General features: G+C 63.8%; 17 protein-coding genes. 4 read left to right on the top strand and 13 right to left on the bottom strand.

From position 1 onward, the window contains the following. Positions 1–9: 9 nt before the first annotated feature. From KBX19_RS00445 to KBX19_RS00415, 7 genes are all read right to left on the bottom strand, one after another. Positions 10–717, bottom strand: coding sequence for a hemolysin III family protein (locus KBX19_RS00445; protein WP_005290883.1), 708 nt, complete (start codon positions 715–717; stop codon positions 10–12). 13 nt (positions 718–730) lie between these two features. Then, positions 731–1282 carry a fused MFS/spermidine synthase gene (locus tag KBX19_RS00440; protein WP_255997019.1) on the bottom strand — a complete coding sequence of 184 codons (552 nt, stop codon included), beginning with the start codon at positions 1280–1282 and terminating at the stop codon, positions 731–733. Positions 1283–1527: 245 nt separating this feature from the next. Continuing rightward, a complete protein-coding gene (locus KBX19_RS00435; RefSeq protein ID WP_005290877.1) occupies positions 1528–2388 on the bottom strand; it encodes an SDR family oxidoreductase in 861 nt (286 codons plus the stop codon). Positions 2389–2464: 76 nt separating this feature from the next. After that, on the bottom strand, positions 2465–3910 hold the full coding sequence (locus tag KBX19_RS00430) for a DHA2 family efflux MFS transporter permease subunit (RefSeq protein ID WP_005290874.1): 1446 nt from the start codon (positions 3908–3910) through the stop codon (positions 2465–2467). A 196-nt stretch (positions 3911–4106) separates the two neighbouring features. Further along, the gene (locus KBX19_RS00425) at positions 4107–6140 is read right to left on the bottom strand and encodes a bifunctional UDP-sugar hydrolase/5'-nucleotidase (protein ID WP_005290872.1); all 2034 of its coding nucleotides are present in this window, start codon (positions 6138–6140) and stop codon (positions 4107–4109) included. Positions 6141–6318: 178 nt separating this feature from the next. After that, a complete protein-coding gene (locus KBX19_RS00420) occupies positions 6319–8265 on the bottom strand; it encodes a VWA domain-containing protein (RefSeq protein WP_005290869.1) in 1947 nt (648 codons plus the stop codon). After that, positions 8258–9658 (bottom strand): magnesium chelatase, encoded by a 1401-nt coding sequence (locus KBX19_RS00415; protein ID WP_005290865.1) that lies wholly within the window; start codon positions 9656–9658, stop codon positions 8258–8260. The genes KBX19_RS00420 and KBX19_RS00415 overlap by 8 nt, the downstream gene beginning before the upstream one ends. A gap of 39 nt (positions 9659–9697) precedes the next feature. Here KBX19_RS00415 and KBX19_RS00410 point away from each other — a divergent pair, with 39 nt between their 5' ends. Together KBX19_RS00410 and KBX19_RS00405 are read left to right on the top strand one after the other, a co-directional pair. Further along, a complete protein-coding gene (locus tag KBX19_RS00410; RefSeq protein ID WP_005290862.1) occupies positions 9698–10282 on the top strand; it encodes a histidine phosphatase family protein in 585 nt (194 codons plus the stop codon). Continuing rightward, positions 10275–11024 (top strand): SCO1664 family protein, encoded by a 750-nt coding sequence (locus tag KBX19_RS00405; RefSeq protein ID WP_005290859.1) that lies wholly within the window; start codon positions 10275–10277, stop codon positions 11022–11024. The genes KBX19_RS00410 and KBX19_RS00405 overlap by 8 nt, the downstream gene beginning before the upstream one ends. Before the next feature lie 71 nt (positions 11025–11095). Here KBX19_RS00405 and KBX19_RS00400 read toward each other — a convergent pair whose 3' ends face one another. Further along, positions 11096–11515, bottom strand: coding sequence for a cupin domain-containing protein (locus KBX19_RS00400; protein WP_005290855.1), 420 nt, complete (start codon positions 11513–11515; stop codon positions 11096–11098). A gap of 59 nt (positions 11516–11574) precedes the next feature. Between KBX19_RS00400 and KBX19_RS00395 the strand changes: the two genes are divergently transcribed. After that, complete coding sequence (locus KBX19_RS00395) at positions 11575–11889, top strand: DUF4298 domain-containing protein (RefSeq protein WP_005290853.1); 315 nt, start codon at positions 11575–11577, stop codon at positions 11887–11889. On the opposite strand, the gene KBX19_RS00390 is transcribed toward KBX19_RS00395, so the two are convergent. The 3 genes from KBX19_RS00390 to KBX19_RS00380 all read right to left on the bottom strand — a co-directional run bounded on the left by KBX19_RS00390 (position 11886) and on the right by KBX19_RS00380 (position 16081). Further along, positions 11886–13232, bottom strand: coding sequence for a DUF4185 domain-containing protein (locus KBX19_RS00390; protein ID WP_040424551.1), 1347 nt, complete (start codon positions 13230–13232; stop codon positions 11886–11888). The two genes, KBX19_RS00395 and KBX19_RS00390, sit on opposite strands and share 4 nt — an antisense overlap. A gap of 133 nt (positions 13233–13365) precedes the next feature. Continuing rightward, the gene (locus KBX19_RS00385; RefSeq protein ID WP_005290847.1) at positions 13366–15090 is read right to left on the bottom strand and encodes a hypothetical protein; all 1725 of its coding nucleotides are present in this window, start codon (positions 15088–15090) and stop codon (positions 13366–13368) included. Positions 15091–15151: 61 nt separating this feature from the next. Next, positions 15152–16081, bottom strand: coding sequence for a DUF808 domain-containing protein (locus tag KBX19_RS00380; RefSeq protein WP_005290844.1), 930 nt, complete (start codon positions 16079–16081; stop codon positions 15152–15154). A gap of 58 nt (positions 16082–16139) precedes the next feature. Here KBX19_RS00380 and KBX19_RS00375 point away from each other — a divergent pair, with 58 nt between their 5' ends. Beyond that, a complete protein-coding gene (locus KBX19_RS00375) occupies positions 16140–16472 on the top strand; it encodes a DUF2218 domain-containing protein (RefSeq protein ID WP_040423787.1) in 333 nt (110 codons plus the stop codon). On the opposite strand, the gene KBX19_RS00370 is transcribed toward KBX19_RS00375, so the two are convergent. Together KBX19_RS00370 and KBX19_RS00365 are read right to left on the bottom strand one after the other, a co-directional pair. After that, positions 16469–17047 carry a DUF402 domain-containing protein gene (locus tag KBX19_RS00370; protein ID WP_005290838.1) on the bottom strand — a complete coding sequence of 193 codons (579 nt, stop codon included), beginning with the start codon at positions 17045–17047 and terminating at the stop codon, positions 16469–16471. The genes KBX19_RS00375 and KBX19_RS00370 overlap by 4 nt on opposite strands. Positions 17048–17075: 28 nt before the next feature. Next, positions 17076–17816 (bottom strand): hypothetical protein, encoded by a 741-nt coding sequence (locus KBX19_RS00365; protein WP_232210301.1) that lies wholly within the window; start codon positions 17814–17816, stop codon positions 17076–17078. Positions 17817–18093 lie beyond the last annotated feature (277 nt).

Here is an 18093-nt window from a genome sequence, read left to right as displayed (position 1 = left end):
CGTCCGGCTTTATCCGGCGCTGACGACGAGGATCCACACAGCGATCAGGTGCACGATCGCAGCAACAATGGTCAGGGTGTGGAAGTGCTCGTGGTAGCCGTAGTAGCGGGCCTCGCGCCCAGGCCACTTGAAGCCATAGATCGCGGCACCCACGGTGTAGGCGACACCGCCGACGAAAAGAAGCCACAGCACGGCCGGGTTGGCGTTGTTCCATAGGTAGGGGATGAGCGGGATGATGATCCAGCCCAGCCCGACGTAGATGATGGGGGAGAGCCAGCGCGGGTGGCCCGACCAGAACAACTTCAGCGCGAGGTTGCCCAGCGCACCGACCCATGCGATGGCCAGGGTCCACGCCGCCATCCGCGGCGGTAGCGCGATGACGCACATTGGGGTGTACGTGGAGGCGATGAAGACGGCGATCATGGCGTGGTCGGCTCGCCTCCACGCCTCGACGCCGCGCTGGGTGCGCCACGGGAAGCGGTGGTAGGTCGCCGAGACCGAGAACAGTGCGATCAGGCCGGCACCGTAGATGGTCACGCTCAGCGCCTCCAGCCAGGTGAGCGTCATCCAGGAAAAGGTGATCAGCACGGTGGCGGCGATGGTGGCCGCTTGGGCCGCGAACAGGTGGGCCCAGCCGCGGATGAGGGGGCGCTCGCCACGGTCGGCGATCCAGTGGGTGACGCGGATTTGCTCGCCACTTCTACTTTGCGCAGTCATAACGCCTGCAAGCCTAGTCGCGGCGGGGTGCAATCCCCTCAGTCATCGTGCGAACCCACGCAGCGTCCGCTTGCTTGACGCCGTTGACCGCACCCGGTCCAACAGCGCGGTCGCTGCCCCACACGACCACGTTGCCGTAGCTGTTCCCAGAGAGCATGCCAGGCGTAGATAGTGCGCCGACGTGCGGAAACGCTTCCACCATCCCGGCGAGCTCTGCGCGTGTTTCGGCGAGACCTGCGCGGTCTCCAATGTTGGCCACATAGACCCCGCCGGGGGACAGGGCGCGTGCGACGGCGCGGTAGAACTCGACCGTCGTCACGTGGCGTGGGGTGGTGGGCCCGTCGAAAACATCGCGGATGACAGCGTCGACGCTGCCCGGGGATAGGGAGTGCACGTAGGTGCGGGCGTCGCTGGTGTGGAAGTGGGCGGGGACGTCGAAAAGCGAGCGGGTGAGTTCGCTCAACGCGCCATCGATCTCCACAACGATGTTGCGCGATTCCGGCCAGGATGTTGCGCGATTCCGGCCAGACGTCGGCGCAATAGCGCGGCAGAGAGCACCCGGCACCGCCGAGGTGGACGACGGTGCGCGGCTCGCGCAGGCACGCGGCAATCCACTCCATGTAGTCGAAGCCCAGCACCCGCGGCGCACCCAACACAATGCGTGACGACGGCACACCGTTGACCTCCAACACGTACGCCCCATCGCGCTCCGGGTCGGTGATGATCCGCGCTGACCCGGTGTCGATGGGGTAGGTGCCCGCGGGACGGAACTTCCTGGCGCGTGGCTTGTCCTGACGTCTGCGGGGGCGACTACCAGACGGCGGCAAAACGCATCAAGACGTGAGCGATCGGGTCCGGGAACGGCTTGCGCAGCCACTTCAAGCCACGGTCGGAGAGGCTGACCGAGTGGTGCTGCACCCACTTGATCCACGGCTGCTTGGAAGTGAGCACCTTGATCGTCTCATCCGCAATGTCGCCGGGAGTGAGGTTGACGCCCATGTTCTTCACCGACTGGGCCTTCACGTTGGCCACCTGGGTGGCGGCCCACAGGGGCATCATGTCGTGGACGCGGATGTCGTCATTGCGCCACTCGACCGACAGCGCCTCCGTCATGCCGTTGACGAAGAACTTCGATGCGGAATACGTGGAGATCTCCGGCTGGCCGAAGATCGCCGATGCCGACGACATGGAGATCATCACCGCGTCCTTCGTCGCCTTGAGGTAGGGGTATGCGGCCTGCGCACCGTAGACAACGCCGACGCAGTTGATGTCGGTGAGCAACTGGACCTTCTCCGGATCCTGGTCCACAACCTCGCCATCGATGATGATGCCGGCGTTGTTGAAGAGGAAGTCCAGGCGGCCGCCGGTCTTGGAGGTGAAGTCCTGAAGAGCCGCATCCCAGTTCTCGCGGTCGGTGACGTCCAGGTGGCCGGTGATCAGCTGGCCTTCGGGGATGTCGTCTGTGCCCCAGATGGTCTCGTTGACGTCATAGGAGCCGACGGTCCAGCCCATGTTCAGCAGACGCTGGGCCGTTGCCTTACCGATGCCGGATGCACCACCGGAAATGAAGGCCGCAGGACGCCTCGAAGCATCGGCGACAAAATCCTCCGGCTTCGCGTAGGGGGTTTCGTTCTCGTCATGGCGAAATGGCTTAGCTAAAGGGTTCCACATGAGATACACCTTAGAACTGCAAAACTGTTCGTGGGGGCGAAATGGCTAGAAATTTGTGACCCGGCGCACACATCCGCTAGTTGTCGTTCCACGTCCGAGTCTTATTGAAGAACAGCGCCAGTGCGGCGCCCGCAGCGAGGACTCCGGCAGGTAGCAGGATTGTGGCGGCCATCGCTGTGGCGAATGGTTCGTGCAGCGGCTCCGGGAGTGGCCCAGCGAACGTCGAGTCGCCGTCACCAACACGCGCGGCCAGCTGCGCCGACATCATCGCGGCCACGCTCGCCGACCCGATGACCGCACCGACCTGCCGCACCGTGTTGTACACACTCGACCCAGCCCCCGCCAGCCGCGGATCGAGATTGCGCGTGGCAATCATCGACAGCGGCCCCCACATCATCGAGTTCCCCAAACCATAAAAGACGGAGATGAGCAGCATCCACGCACTGCTTATCGACGGCTGTGTGATCCCCGCCGCCGCCACCATGCTCAACGCAGTCACACTCAAACCGGTGATCACGATCGGTTTCGGGTCGCGCGTATTGGTCAGCTTGCCGATGAACCCAGACAACGCTCCCGACACCACGCCCGAGGGCAAGATCAGCAGAGCTGCCTGCGTGGGCGTGAGAACCTTCACGCTCTGGACGTAAATCATCCACGGGATAGTGAAGGTCGATACCGCGAAACCAACGGTGGCGATGGTGAGGGAGGCGAGAGCGAAATTCCTGTCGTCGAAAAGCGAAAGCGGAACCAGCGCATCGCGCGACGTGCGCGTCTGCCACCACACAAACGCCACGAGCAGCACTGCGCCTGTCGCGATGAGGCCCACCACGCGAATGTCCCAGTTGAAGTTCGCACCCTCCTGAATCCCGAAGATCAAGCAGAACATGCCCGCAGCACTGAGCGCGACACCGAGCCAATCGAAACTGCGCGCGGTGAGTTCCAGTCGGGGGACGTGCTTCCACGCGAGAATGAGGCCGATGATGCCCACCGGCACATTGACGTAGAAGATCCACTCCCAGCCGCCGAGGTCCACGAGGAAGCCACCCAGCAGCGGACCTGCGACTGTGGCGACACCCGCCGTGCCGCCCCACAGGCCCATCGCGGTGCCGCGTTCGTTCGGCGCAAACGTGCGGATCATCACCGACATCGTCTGCGGGGACAACATCGCCCCGCCCAGACCCTGGAACGCGCGGGCGGCGATGAGCACCCCGACCGATCCGACCGCGCCCGCCATCCCGCAGACCAGTGAGGACACGCTGAACAGGGCGAGCCCTGTTAGGTACAGCTTGCGCGGACCGAAGCGGTCGCCCAACCGTCCTGTGATCAGCAGCGGGACAGCGTATGCCAGCAGATAAGCACTGTTGACCCAGATGACCTCGTTGTACGAGGCGTCCAAACTTCCAGCAATCGCCGGGATGGCCACGGCGACGATGGTGGAATCCACGAGGATCATGAAGAATCCGAGCATCATCGACCACAAAGCCGGCCATGGCGAGCGCTGATCTTGGGCGTACGTACTCACCTGGGCGAATCTACTCCTGGCGGGCTCTTCCGGGGTTGGTCGGGCGGGAGTTACTTTTTCAGTATCGCCTTTCAGGTTCATGTCCGAAATCTGACCTGCAGAAACGCTTTCGCTCCGCTGTAAAAGGCGATACTGAGAATCTAGAAACGCTCAGGCGCCGCCGGGAAACCCCAGCGGCGCCTATTCAGTGGTCGTGTCAGTTCCCAGTTACGACATCATTCCCGAGAAAAGGCTTCCGAGTGTCCTCGAAAAGCTTCGGGTTGAAGAAATTGAGCGCACCGATCAGCGCGGCGATGGCAGCCAGCGCACGGAAGAAGCGCAGCACTCCCTTGGCGGCAGAGGATGCGGCGGAGCCATTGTTGTCGTCGGTGTCGCTGTCGCCGTTGTTGCCCTCCACCTTGACCGGCATGGTGACGTCGGTCTTCGCGTCGGTGGTGATGCGCAGGACCAGATCGCCCTTAGCGTCAGTTGGGACGGCCAGCTTGACGGTGGCCTTGCCGGCCTCGCCGTAGCCCTGCTCGCCGAGGTCCGGATCGATGTCGGTAGATGCCTCGGCGAGCTTGTCGCCTCCAGCGTTCTCGAGTGAGACAGTGACTTTCTTGGCCGGGTCGTCGATGGTGTAGATCAGGGAAGACAGATCAATAGTGGCGTCCGTTCCAGGCTTGAGCGGCTGGTCCAGCTTCACGCCCACGGCGGACTGGCCGCGCGGGGCGAGTTCCTCGTCGCTCTTGAGGTACTGGATGAATGCGTCGACATCGAGCAGGCCAATGTTAGACATCTCGGACCCCCGGGTCAGGGCCTCGAAGCTGTCGCCACCGCCGAGCAGGAAGGTGGAACCGGCGATGACGTAGTCCTTCTCCATGTCCATCGGCTTGCCGTCAATGGTGATGGAGGTGATGCGCTGACCCTGCTCCGCGTCCGGGTTGTAGGTGTAGGACACGTTGTTGGACAGGCCGAGCGCAAGACGCGGGCGGTCCTGACCGGGCTTCCACTGCTGCTCGAGGACGTCCTTGAAGTCCTTGCCCTTGATGGACTTGTAGGAGTTCTCGTTGCCGAACGGCTGAACGGAAAACGCCTGCTTGTAGGTCACGTCACCTGCAGGGAGATCGTCGCGGACACCGCCCGCGTTCATGATGCCGATGTCCGGCGTGACGTTCGAGTTCGCCGCGACGCTCCACTTAGCGGCCTCCGCGAGCAGGTTGCTCAGTGAGGATTCGACACCGCGGTTCGTGCCGGATTCTGCGCCCTCGTTCCTGCCGCGAGTGAACGCGACCGGAGTGTTGGCCACGACCTGCTTGCCCTGCTCTTCGGCTTCCGCTGCGGCTGTCGAGACGGTCGTGGCAATCTCCGGGTAGGCCTTGTCACATGCGAGGACGGTGGCATTGTCGACGACCTTCGCCTCATCGACGGTGACCTGCTTGGTTGCACGGTCGATGCTCAAGTCAACGTTAGCGAAGCCCTGGGAGTACTGGCCAGCCTGCGCCACAACCGGGGTGGTGGAGGCATCTGGGTTAACAACCACGTGGGTGTGGCCGAGGAATGCGACGTCGACAGCCTCGAACTTGTCCGGGGCGATGCCGCCGGCGTGGACGAGGGCGACCACAACGTCGGCTTCGCCCTTGTCTTTGAGATCCTCCGCCAGAGTGTTGGTGGTGGCAACTGGGTCGTTCCACGTGATGCCCGCGATGCCGTCCGGGCTGACCAGGTTCGGCATGTCGGCGGTGACGGTACCGATGAAAGCGACCTTCACGCCGTCGACTTCCTCGACGTGGTACGGCTCCGTGCCGTTCACGGAATCAGCGTTCGCTGCAAGATAAGGGAAGGCAGCGTCCGGGATGACACGCTCGGACAAGTCTGCCGCGCCCTTGTCGAATTCGTGGTTGCCCACAGCGGAGACTTTCAGGCCCATCTGGTTGAGGACCTCGATGGTGGGAGCGTCGTCAAGCAGCATGGCCGAGAACGGTGAAGCGCCGATGTTGTCACCGGAGGAGGTGAAAATGTGCGCGTCGCCGAACGGTTCGGCCTCCTGGTCGATGGCGCACTTCAAGCGCTCGGCGCCGGGGATGGAGTTCTTCTCGTCGTGCTCGAAGCGGCCGTGGAAGTCGGTGATATTCGAGATGGAGATCTTGGCGGTCTGTTCGTCGGCGGATGCGACCGGCACGGTCAGAGCGGATGCGGACAGGGCGCTGATCGTCGCGGTAGCGATGGTGGCGCGCAAGTTCTTACGCATGCGTGGGCACCTTTCGGTTCGAAAGCGGTTGGGGGAAAATGTCGGTCCGTACTCAGCTACTGGCACATGCAGAGACAGAGAACCGCAATCGAACCTAAGTCAGAAAGGTGGCGGCGACGTGAAGCTGGAATGTCCGAAACGTTAAGGAATGCCCGAATAGCCACTCAGGTTCACTGTGTCACCACAAGCCGCCGAGGAACTCGCCGACGACCGCGGAACCGAGCTCGTCGAGGTCGGGGGCGACGACGCGGCCGCCGGCGCGGGAGGCTAGTGCGTCGAGAAGCGCGACGAGATTCGGGTCACCTCCAAGGCGGAAGAAGGTGGTATGCGCCCCGCGACGCGTGACAGTATCGAGCTGCGTGACGGTCAGCGCGAGGGTTTCGCGCGTGGTGGGCCAGTAAAAGACAGGCTCTCCGTCCTGGGTGAGGTGGGAGGTCGGTTCCCCGTCGGTGACGATGAGCAGCGTGCGGTTCATGTTCGGATGGCGGGAGAAGAACTGGTCCGCGAGCAGCAGCGCATGGTGCAAGTTCGTGCCTTTTTCCTGCAGCGGCGGCAAGGCGGTCAGCTCGGAGATGTCCATCGTCTGCGCGTAAAGGCCGAAACCGATCAGTGCAAGCTCATCGCCGCGGAACTGCGTAGAGATGAGGTGGTGCAGGGCCAGAGCAGTCTGCTTCATCGGCAGCCAGCGCCCTTCCATCGCCATGGAGAAGGACGTGTCCACGAGCAGGGCCACCGCATTACGGGTTCGGGCCTCCGTTTCCTGGACTTCTACGTCGCCGATCGTGATGTTCACTGGGCCCGCACTCAGGGATCCTTCTGCAGCTTGACGCTGAATCGCATTGGTGATCGTGCGGGTCGTATCCCACGGCTGGGTGTCGCCAAATTCCCAGGCGCGGCTCGAGCCGGTCGGTTCACCGGTCTGGCCGGCGGACGACGAATCCCGGGACCCCTCCCGCGGGGAGAGGTGCTGCGCGGCATCCTGCAGCAGTGACTGGCCGAGTCGGCGCATGGCTTGCGGGGAGAGTTTGAGGCTGCCGTCGTCACCCTTTTGAAGAAGCCCGCCATCGCGCAGCGCCTTCTCCAAGTCTGAGAGTGTGCGCGCGGACACGGCCGCGTCTTGGCCGAGCAGATCTTCGATGTCTTCGAGATCGGCATCCGACGGGGTGAGCCCGGAGAGATCATCGGCCAGTTGGTCGAGACGACCGAGGTCCTCCATTGCGCGGGCTGCGTCGCCCAGCCCCAGCCCCTCGTCTCCTTCGAACTGTTCGCCGCCGTGCCAGTCGAGGTCTGGCCGGATGCCGCGCAGGTTCGCGTCCAACTCGCCCATCAGGTTCATCAATTCCGGCGAGCCGAAAGCCTGCGCGGACAGCTCCATGAGTTCGCGGCGCTGCTCGTCCGTCATCGAGTTGAGCATGCGCTGGGCGGCCGCAGAGCGCTTGGCTAGCAGCTCCACGAGCTCGTCGATCGTGCTGGGGTTCTCCGGGAACTGCGCGCCGTGCTTGTCCATGAAGGCGCGGAAGTCCTCCTCGGTATCTTCGCCGAGGCGGTGCTTGCCCAACAAAATATTGAGGTCCCGCAGCATTTCTGCAATTGCGGCGCGGTCTTCGTCCGTCGCGTTCTCAAGTGCATCCTTCATTCCGGAGAATCGCTGGTCGAGCATCTCCCGGCCGAGCAAGTCCTTGATCTGCTCGAACTTTTCGCGCGCCTCCGAGGATGCCCACTCGTATGTGCCCAGTTCGCTCACTGCGCCGGCAGGGGAACCGGGTAGGTTATCCAGCTGCATTTCCCGCAGTTGCCGGTCCATGTCGTCCATGTGCACGTCGCGGGCGAGTTGGCCGCGTTCGGCGAGCACAGCGTCGTCGAGAAGCTTCTTCACGTCCTGCAGCGTCTTGCCCAAGTTGTGGCGCTGCAGCAGGTTGCGGCGGCGCTCGGAAATGCGCGCGACCAGATCGTCGTAGCCTTCGAAACCGTCAGCACCGCGGCGGAGGTATTCGCGCAGCGCGCGTTCCGGGGAGTAGCCGGCCATGACCTCATTGCCAATTTCTCGCAGTGCCTTCGTCAGGTCCGCCGGGGGAGCCAGGGGGTCCCGTCCGCCGGTATAGCGGGTGTAGCGGGATCTAGCCATAGATTGTTTCGCCTTCTCCAGAGTCTTTCGAGATCTTCCGGGACAAGTAGAGGGATTCGATGCCGAGCTCAATGGCTGCGGCACGGTGGCCGTCCGAACCAGCGCCGTTCTCGGGTGCGAAGGCGGCGGTCAAATCGTCGTACAGCGTTGCGCCGTCAAGGTCCGGCAGGCCGGCGAGGAACTGAGCAGCAGTGACGTGCTCACCCGTGGAGATTGTCCGGGTGCCGTCCAGCGCGGCAATGAGCGGAGCGAAGTCGATTTCGCGCACCGACCGACGCACGGCCCCGGCGATGGCGGTGCGCAGGATGTACTCCAGCAACTCCCATTCGCGTCCTTCCTCGCCGGGTTCGAACTCGACCTTGCCGCCCATCACGTCGACGGCGGCTTCAAGGTCCACCAGGCGGGCAACGGGGTCCTCGCCTGACACAGCGGCGCGGTGGCGAGCTGATGCGGCGACCGTTTCCGCGCCAGCAATGGCAAAGCGTGCGGAAACACCTGCACGCTGGTTCACGGCGGGGGATTCGCGCAGCGCGCGGGTAAACCGTGCGAGGACCTCGAGCAGCACAGGCGGGATCTCGGCTGTGAGATCCGCTTCCTGCTCGATGACTGCCATTTCCGCGGCCAGCTCGAGCGGGTAGTGGGTGCGGATCTCCGCGCCGAAGCGGTCCTTGAGCGGGGTGATGATGCGTCCGCGGTTCGTGTAATCCTCCGGGTTAGCACTCGCCACGACCAGCACATCGAGGGGCAGGCGCAGCATGTACCCGCGGATTTGAATATCTGCTTCCTCCATGACGTTGAGCATGGCTACCTGAATGCGTTCAGCCAGGTCAGGAAGCTCGTTGATGGCCACAATGCCACGGTTGGAGCGGGGGATGAGCCCGTAGTGGATGGTCTCCGGGTCACCGAGCCTGCGGCCTTCGGCCACACGCATCGGGTCCACATCGCCGATCAGATCCGCCACCGATGTGTCTGGGGTGGCGAGCTTCTCGGAGTAGCGTTCGTCGCGGTGCAGCCACGAGATCGGGGTCGCGTCGCCGTTCTCAGACACCAGCGCCCGGGAAGCGTCGGTGATCGGGTGCAGCGGGTGTTCGCGCAGTTCGGAGTTGGTGAGGACAGGGGTCCATTCGTCGAGAAGCGATGGCAACGTGCGCAGCAGACGTGTCTTGCCCTGGCCGCGCTCGCCGAGCAGCACGATGTCGTGGCCGGCAATGATCGCGCGCTCGACTTGCGGAATGACCGTGTTCTCCAGGCCGTGCAGCCCCTCCCACGGGTTGTCGCCTGCCGCCAGCGCTGCGAGAAGATTGTCTCGCAGCTCTTCACGGATTGTCCGGTACGGGTAATTCCCGCTTTCGCGCAGTTCACCGAGGGTCGAGATATTCGGAGCTGAAGTCATGCGCCCCAGACTACTCCGGCTCGCCATACACTGGCCGGGATGACAACTACGCGCGTTCTCCTCATCCGCCACGGTCAAACCCCTACCACCGGTGTCGTTCTGCCTGGTCGGGCGGCGGGCTTGCACCTTTCGGAGACGGGCCGCCAGCAAGCGGAACGTGTCGCTGTGCAGCTCAAGGAACGCTTTTCGCTTATCGACGCCATCTTCACCTCCCCCTTAGAACGTACCCGCGAAACCGCGGAGCCGACCGCCCGCGTTTTCGGGCTGGAGCCGGTCGTTGACGACGCATTCATTGAATGCGATTTCGGCGACTGGACGGGACAGAAGTTGACCGACTTGAGCAAGTTGCCAGAGTGGCAAACCGTGCAGAAGACTCCTAGCCAGTTCCGGTTCCCCGGCGGGGAAAGCTTTGTGGAGATGCAGGACCGAGTCGTCGCCGGAATCGAGCGCGCAGCTGCTCAATTCCCGGGCGGCGTTGTCGCGTGCTTCAGCCATGCAGATCCCATCAAGGCGGCCATTACCCACTACCGCGGTGTGAACCTGGACGAATTCCAGAAAGCGAAAGCAGATCCGGCGTCCGTGACCGTCATTGAGTTCGCCGAAGGAGTGGGCCGCGTTGTCTGACCACACGCTTCAGCCGCCGTTCACGCGGGAGCTCGAGCTGCTTACCCACGGTGAACTAGGTTTCGTGGGGCAGGTGGCTGGGTCGTCGAACATGACCTTCGTCTTCGACATCACCGCTGGCGGCGACCAGGATGACAGTGAGTACGCATGGGCTGTATTCAAGCCAGAAGCAGGGGAGCAGTACCTGCACGACTTCTCGCCCGCTTTATGGCGGAGGGAGCGCGCGGCGTTCCTGCTCAGCGAACACCTTGGATGGCACCTCGTCCCGCCGACTGTCGTGCGCGACATCGAGGGGCTAGGGATCGGTTCGCTGCAGCTGTACATCGACAATGACGGCTCCCACTACTTCCCGCTCTACGAAACGCGCGAGGACCTGCACGACCAGTTTCGCCGCATGGCCGTCTTCGACGTGCTGACCAATAACACCGACCGGAAGTCCGGCCATGTGCTGCTCGGGGAGGGGCCGTCCGGGCCCGAACACGTGTGGGGTATCGATCAAGGCCTGTGCTTTCACCAGGACCCCAAATTGCGTACCGTGATCTGGGACTTCGCAGGCGAGTTCATCGACTCGGCGCTCATCGAGGCCGTTTCGCCGCTCATTCATGACGTTCCGGCCGACATCGCCGAGCTGCTCGAGCCCGCAGAGGTCGAGGCACTGCAGGAACGCGCCCTACGTCTTGCGGGGCTGCCCATGTTCCCGGCTCCGCGCCACCAGTACCAGTTCCCGTGGCCGTTGGTGTAGGGGGGCGTCGACAAGCGAAAGGCCCCGCAACGCACCTCCAGTACGTTCGGGGCCTCTCCGCAGGACGAGCTTTAAACGCCGTCAGTCTCCTGCGGGTCGTTGTCCGCGTCAGCCTTCGTCTCGTGGCGCGTGCCGTGGTCGTGCTCCGGCGGCGCGTAGATGGAGTACAGCTTCGCGGGCTCCGAGCCCTCGTTGGTGAAGTTGTGCCACTTGCCAGCCGGAACGAACGCCGCCCAGTCAGCGCCGACAACCTGGTCGACCTCGAGGTCGGTCTCGGACGCGCCGATCATCGCGCGCAGCTCGCCAGCCTCGAGGCGCAGGAACTGGTCGTGGTCGTCGTGAATTTCCGCGCCGATCTCGCCGCCCGGCGGGATAGTCATCACGGTCAGCTGGAGCTTCTTGCCGGTCCACAGCGTGTCGCGGAAGGCCTCGTTATCCACCGTCGCCTTCTCAATGTCAACGACGTACGGGTTGGGTCCTTGATCAGCCATTGTTCCTCCTTATGTGTTGCGAACATCAGGCACCTTCAGTCTACCTAGAATCCAAGGGCATGGATCTCCCCGAACGCATCCCGCTTAACGACGCTCGACTAGCCCGCATCACCCGCACCAACGCCACCCTCGAGAACCTGCCCGAGCAGCTTGAGGAGGCCTGGGGTGAGCTGGCGCCGTTGATCGAGTACTACGAAACCGGCTGGAGCGGCGACATGCAGAACTACCCCGACGCGCAGTTCGGCGTCCTGTCCGAAGACGGCGTGTGGAACGAGATGGGGCGTTTCTACCAGGCAGTGAAAGAGATCGCCGCCGTCTCCGCGCGCATTGTGCGGGAATACCAAAACGGCGGCGAGTCTAGCGGAGAGGGTTAGTTCAGCGGCACGAGTGTGACGTCGGTAGCTTCCTCCATCGCCTGCTCCTTGTCCAGGCGGTCCAAGGCGTCCTGCGTGATGTCCGACTCGTTGACGTCGAGGACGGTCTGGTCGCCCACCGCACCGCGGTCGACCTCGGCTGGGGCATCCGACGGGGCGATGCCGAAGAACTTGTCCAGGCCCTTCACGTTGAACTGGGTGGACATGTAGCGGGAATTGTTGGACGTGTTCCACTGCGAGACAACCAAGTCCATATTGTCCAGAGTCGAACCCGGAACAATGTAACCGCCGTAGAGCTGGGTGAAGTTGTTCTCGTCCTGGCGGTGGCGCCAATTGCCGTCGCCAGCGACGACGGGGCGGGCCGGCGCAATCTCGTCCCAGTTGCGCGCGATGGTCTCGGACACGCGCACCTCGATGGAGCGGGTTTGAGCGTTGAACATTGCGAGCACCCAGTGGCCGTCGATGTAGCGCAACGACATCTCACCGGCCTTCATGTTCTTGGAGAGCATCGGCTTGCCCATCTTCGAACCCCACGTGCCGGTGGCGGGATCGTGAATCTCCCAGCTTTCGCGGTTGCCAATGTCCTGCTCGCGGAACCGGGACAAATACACCGAGTCTTGGCGACGGAAATCGGACGACACCACGTAGATGAAACCATCCGGCCCCATCTCCCAGCTGATCATGTTGCCCAGACCCCTCATATAGCGCGGGCTTGTCGTGCCCACCGACGTCCACGTGCGGCCGTTGTCAGTGGACTTCCAGATCTGGGTCTCCACGATGTTGCCCAGGCCCGCGTTCCACATGCCCTGCATGTACAAGACCCCGTTGATGTTGATCACATCAGACGGAATCAACGTCAAGTTGTTGTCGTGACGGTAGTTAATGAGCTGTCTTACAGAATCACCACTGTTCAGCGGGCGCTTCAAAGTGATCCGGCCGTTCCCGTCCATCTCAGCGACTGCACCGATGGGGCTGAGCCACTCGCCCTGGCCAAAACCGCGGCCGGTGAACGAGTCGCCGAAGACGATGGCGAATTCCTCCCCGATACCCAGCGGCGCCATGATTCCCAGATCCAACGCACCGGCACCAATGTCGTTTTGGTGAGTGCCCAGCAAGTCACCGACCATCGTGACGTCGAGGCCTTCGCTGACCCGGCTCCAGGGGTTGTTTCCGGGCTTTGCCGCTGGCTTCTCCAACGGCGTGCCGAAGAGCCCGGAGCTGAAGTCACTCGGCGAACTCGACGAGCTCGAGGAAGAAGACGAGCTCTGTGCGTCCGCTACCGCAGGGCTGATCAGGGATACAGCGGCAAGTCCAGCGAGCACGGCGGAAGACGTTGAACGCAGGGGACGCGGGGAACGACGGGAGCGACCGGGACGAAGGAAACGCGGGGTACGCGGGGTATGCATGGGGCTAGCTCGCTTTGATATCCGGGGGCGATGATGCAACCGGATTGGACTCTAGCAAAGGGCGAGTGCTTTATTCCGGCTTCCTGTGGCGCCCGACACTGGACGTATCGTCGGGGCGCCTGTGCCGGCCCGTGCCCTGTGCCGCGCGCCGAGAACGCGTAGCACGCCGCAACCGCACCTTTTCCACCTCGGACAAGTAGGTGTTCTCGCCGGCGAGGTCGGCCGAGGTACTGCTGCGGCCGGGGTTGAACGATATAGGAGCCGGGAAGGACTGCGTAGGCACATGAGCCTGCGCTCGGCGGTGCAGCTCCGACGAAGGCTCTGCAGGGAACAGTGGTCTTCGCCCCGCGCGGGACGCTGGCCGAGCCTCCGGTTCGGCCGGGAACAGCGGCTCCGGCTGAGCCTTCGGCTCTGCGGTGGACAACGGCTCCAGTTTCGCAGCCGGCTCGGGCGGGAACAGTGGCTCCGGCTTCGGACGCTCCGCCGGTTCGGCCGGGAACAGCGGTTCCGGCTTGGGGCGCTCCGCCGGTTCGGCCGGGAACAGCGGTTCCGGCGCTGGTGGCTCCGCGGGGGACGGCTGCTCTGGCGGGAGCACCGGCTCCGGCTCGGGCTTCGGCTCGGGCTTCGTCTTGAACACCGGCTCGAACACCGGCTCCGGCATGGGCTTTGGCCTCGGCGCGGGCTCCGGCTCTGGTTCCGGCTCCGGCTCGAACACGGGCTCCGGCTCCGGTGGCAGCAACGGCTCCTGCTCCGGCTCCGGCGGCAGCAACGGCTCCGGCTCCGGTGGCAGCAACGGCTCCTGCTCCGGTTCTGGGGGCAGCAAAGGCTCTGGTTCCGGCTCGGGCGCTGGTACCGGCTCGAAGACTGGCTCCACCCGCACCCGCGGGGCTGCTTCCGGGGTCTCGTCCTGCGCTGGCGGCTGGTATTTCGGTTCCCAATCCAGGAAGATCTCCCGCGCACCCGGGAACGGGATGACTTGGTCCTCCGGGTCGATGGCGGCATCGAGCTCGACGGTGATGGCTAGGGTGCCGTCGGCGTATTCGTAGACCTGCCAGGGGTCGTCGGAGGTTTCCGGCTCGAGAGGCAGCTCGGGAAGTTGCTGGATTGCGCCCGCCCCAGAAACAGGGGAGACATCGACGCCAATGCGTCCGTTGTTGGCGAAGGCGCGGGCTATGACGGGGGCGGGGGAGGCGTCGATAAGCGAGCGCAAAAGGTCGGCCTCGGGGTGGGGCAATGTGCCGAGTACGCGGCCGTCGCATGTGACCACAATGTCTTGCCCGCGCACCAGCAGCCCCACGAGCCACTGGCCGGGGGACATGTCCGTGATGTCGGAAGCGCTGAACTCGCCCGTGGAGATGTCGACGAAAACGGTTTCGTCGTAGCTGCCGGGCAGCATTACCGAACCGGGGAGCGGGTTGTTGCCCGGAATGACAAATTCGGCCGGTGCGAGGTTGACCGTGACGTCGCAGACACCGGTGCCTGGTGCGACGTCTAGCGTGGCGGTCGCGGTCGGGATCATGCCCGCGTCGTGCACGATGTCGATAGGGAACAGCGTGTCGCGGTCTGCGGCGGCGATCTCACCGATGACGCTGCCGTGCGCCTGCGGCCAGCGCACGCGCCACCCGCCGGAGATCGGGTGCGGTTCCAGTTCAACCGTTGTGAGGCCTGCCTGCCCAGCACCGCCAGCCGTGCCGAGGCTCTCATGCACCGTGGCGTGCATGACGTTGCCCACGCGCACGCGCATGCCGTCGCCTAAGGCGGTCGGCGCAAGGGGGTAGCGCGGGGTCGGTTCCATGACTCGAAACTTTACGCGTTAGGCAACGGCTGAACGAATGGCTGGGTTCGATTGGCAGGGATCATCCAGCTTGGTGGGACTTGCCCAGCATCTTTCGAACCAGCTCCACAACAGCCAGGACGGCGAAGCCGACGATGAGACCCATCACCAGCGACCCAGCAGTATCCACAAGCCAGCCGACGAAGCCGCCGCCGACTGCTTCCACACCGCGGGCGAGAATGTCGTGCGGCCAGTGCCAGCCAAAGACTTCGTCGAAACCACGAATGATCAGGTGTCCGCCGACCCACAGCATGGCTACCGTGCCCACCACACCGATCGCCTTGAGCACGTACGGCATGCCCTTGACCAGGGCAGTGCCCAGCTTTGGCGTATTGCCGCGCTCAACCATGCCCAGACCGATGTCGTCGACTTTCACCAGCAGCGCCACCGCACCGTAGACCGCGATCGTGATGAAGATGGCCACGGCCACCAGCACGAGGAATTCCATCCACAGCGGCTGGTCAGCGACTTCGTCGAGCGCGATGATCATGATCTCCGCAGACAGAATTAGGTCTGTCGTCACAGCGCGCTGGACCAGCGAGTCTTCGCTTTCAGCATCGCGGTTGACGGCGCGCTCTGCTGCTTCATCCTCGTCGTGCAGAAGCTTATCGACGATCTTCTCCGCACCCTCAAAGCACAGATAGGAACCACCAATCATGAGGATGGGCACCAAAGCCCACGGAGCGACGGCGTTGAGCAGTAGCGCGATCGGCAGAATGATGAGCAGCTTGTTGCGCAGCGAACCCTTTGTGATCCGCCAGATCATCGGCAACTCGCGCGCCGGCGTCACCCCCGTGACATATTGCGGCGTCACTGCAGCATCGTCGATTACAACACCTGCAGCTTTAGCGGACGTTTTCGCCGTCATGGCAGCCACGTCATCCATGCTGGATGCGGCGGTGCGGGCGATCAGGGCGACGTCGTCAAGCAGTGCGAGCAAACCACCGGCCATTGTTTGAGCCTTTCTGTAGGGAACGAGCAGAGCCTACCCCGTTATGTATGGTGTGAGCATGTCTGAAACGGTCACATCGACAGCCCGGGTGCGTTTGTCCAGCCCAGGGCGGTGCGGCAAGCGGCTGGCCGCCCACTTCGCTCAGACCATTGACGCGACGTGGGACAGCGACGGTTCCAAAGGCTTGTTCAAATTCCCGGACGCCACGTGCGATGTCATCGGCACCGACGGCGTGCTCATGTTCAGCGTCGAGGGTCCCCGTGACGGCGTTGAGGAGGCCGAACGTCAGGTAGCCACACGCTTGATCCACATCGCGAACGAAGACGATGTCGTCGTCGAGTGGCTACGCGGGGGAGAGACCGTCGCACGTTTCTCGCGCGACAGCGCCTAACCCACCGGCGCCAACTCCACTTCCTCAGCCCATGTCAGTTCGATGCCCTGGGCGCGGAGCCATTCCATCGCGTCGTCGTCGTGTCGGGTGATGCCCTCGACAGCGTTGAGCGTGGCATCGATCGCCTTCTCCGCTTCCGCGGCGCTGATCAGGCCTGCTGAGGTGGCCGCGGCAAGCTCGTCGATGTCGAGCACGTCGATCGCCTCGCCCTGGATGGCCACGAGGTCGACGTACAAGTCGCGTGTGCGCCACACTTCGCCCTCGTGATCAATGGCGGCGATGTCGAAGTAGAAGTCCTGCTCCACATCCACGCCCTCGCGGAAGTGGAAGATGTTGGCGCGCAAGTTGAGTTCCGGCAGCAACCAGCTCTCCAGGTAACCGAACTTCGGGTGGTTGGCCCCACGGGCCATGTACAGGCCGAAATCCGTCACCGTGAACGTGTCCACGTCGCGCAGGTACCCCTTCGGGTCCGTGTTCGTCTTCGACATCGTGTCGAAGGTCTCCTGCTTGACGGGGTGGAGATCCACGGCAGAATCTGCCGCGCCCGGGGTTACCTGGGGGCCTGTGCCAGTCATCTCGATCGCCTTTCCTACATCCGGCGTCCTACTTCACCGTCGCCGTCAGGGCCACCGGTGCGAAGCGGCAGGACTTCCCGCCTGTCTTCACCGCACCGTCGACCACTGCCAGAACGGGTCCGGGGCCCGTGGAGGCCACCCCGGACAAGGTTGCCGGTCCTGTGGGATTAATCCCGTTATTGCCCAGAGGCGTTACACCGCTGCGCAGCGAGCCAACATTCACCCAGTACACATTCATCTGGCCCTGCTGCTTCTCCGCAGCTCCCGTGCCCAGGGCGGTGAAGACGAACGTGCTCTCCCCGGCCTTCGGCGCCGGCTGCGGAGAGTTCGCCGGTCCCGGCACCGCGATAACGGACCCTGTGGAGTGCAGGCCCGGGCCCATGCAGTTCAGCGACACCGTTGGCCAGTACCCCTGGCGAAACGCCGGGCCGTTCGTCGGCAGGGCCGGTCCACCGGTCTGCCCCTTCCCGGCGGTGAACCCGACCGCTGCCAGAAGTGCGTCGCGCACCTGCGGCGGCACCCACGGCTGGCTAGCAAAATCGGTCACGGCGCGCTGGACCTGCGGGGTGGGGCGGCCGAGATCGTCGATAATTTGCGACGACGTGACGTTCGATAGATCCGGCAGTCCCGGGGCAGCGCTCTGCGCGGAGGCGGGAGCGGCCGCACCGGCCACGAGCCCGGCGGCGAGCATGGTCGCCGCAGCAGCAGCCTTCACAGGGCGCGACGGCACTGGCAGGGCCGGCAGGGCGGGGAGCTTCTTCAGCTTCATGGGAGTTGGGTCCTTCGCGTCGGGAAAGTAACGCATTATCACAGGACACTTTAGTTACTTTGAAAACAATTGCAACATAAATATCAATAGTATTCTTACGTCCCAATGTCGGGATTGGGGCGGGCGTTGCGTGTTGTTTCCTGGGTCCTGCTCCGCGTGTGTTGAGTTCTCTGTTGGGTTCTGTCTTCAGTTCGGCTGCGCCCCGACATCGCGTTACCCACCGTATGCGGGTAGGGTTTAACCGTTCAAGCGGGGCTGCCGTTGCGGTGGCGTCGTC

It is taken from the genome of Corynebacterium sp. CCUG 71335, from assembly GCF_024454075.1.
Taxonomy (GTDB): domain Bacteria; phylum Actinomycetota; class Actinomycetes; order Mycobacteriales; family Mycobacteriaceae; genus Corynebacterium; species Corynebacterium genitalium.
This window is presented reverse-complemented; position numbering and strand designations above follow the sequence as displayed.

Excerpts from the sequence above, each read along its gene's own strand:
- KBX19_RS00375 (WP_040423787.1), top strand. The coding sequence starts at position 16,140 with ATGTCTGAAACGGTCACATCGACAGCCCGGGTGCGTTTGTCCAGCCCA.
- KBX19_RS00400 (WP_005290855.1), bottom strand. The coding sequence starts at position 11,515 with ATGGCTGATCAAGGACCCAACCCGTACGTCGTTGACATTGAGAAGGCG.
- KBX19_RS00445 (WP_005290883.1), bottom strand. The coding sequence starts at position 717 with ATGACTGCGCAAAGTAGAAGTGGCGAGCAAATCCGCGTCACCCACTGG.
- KBX19_RS00415 (WP_005290865.1), bottom strand. The coding sequence starts at position 9,658 with ATGACTTCAGCTCCGAATATCTCGACCCTCGGTGAACTGCGCGAAAGC.
- KBX19_RS00435 (WP_005290877.1), bottom strand. The coding sequence starts at position 2,388 with ATGTGGAACCCTTTAGCTAAGCCATTTCGCCATGACGAGAACGAAACC.
- KBX19_RS00410 (WP_005290862.1), top strand. The coding sequence starts at position 9,698 with ATGACAACTACGCGCGTTCTCCTCATCCGCCACGGTCAAACCCCTACC.
- KBX19_RS00370 (WP_005290838.1), bottom strand. The coding sequence starts at position 17,047 with ATGACTGGCACAGGCCCCCAGGTAACCCCGGGCGCGGCAGATTCTGCC.
- KBX19_RS00420 (WP_005290869.1), bottom strand. The coding sequence starts at position 8,265 with ATGGCTAGATCCCGCTACACCCGCTATACCGGCGGACGGGACCCCCTG.
- KBX19_RS00425 (WP_005290872.1), bottom strand. The coding sequence starts at position 6,140 with ATGCGTAAGAACTTGCGCGCCACCATCGCTACCGCGACGATCAGCGCC.
- KBX19_RS00395 (WP_005290853.1), top strand. The coding sequence starts at position 11,575 with ATGGATCTCCCCGAACGCATCCCGCTTAACGACGCTCGACTAGCCCGC.
- KBX19_RS00380 (WP_005290844.1), bottom strand. The coding sequence starts at position 16,081 with ATGGCCGGTGGTTTGCTCGCACTGCTTGACGACGTCGCCCTGATCGCC.
- KBX19_RS00365 (WP_232210301.1), bottom strand. The coding sequence starts at position 17,816 with ATGAAGCTGAAGAAGCTCCCCGCCCTGCCGGCCCTGCCAGTGCCGTCG.
- KBX19_RS00385 (WP_005290847.1), bottom strand. The coding sequence starts at position 15,090 with ATGGAACCGACCCCGCGCTACCCCCTTGCGCCGACCGCCTTAGGCGAC.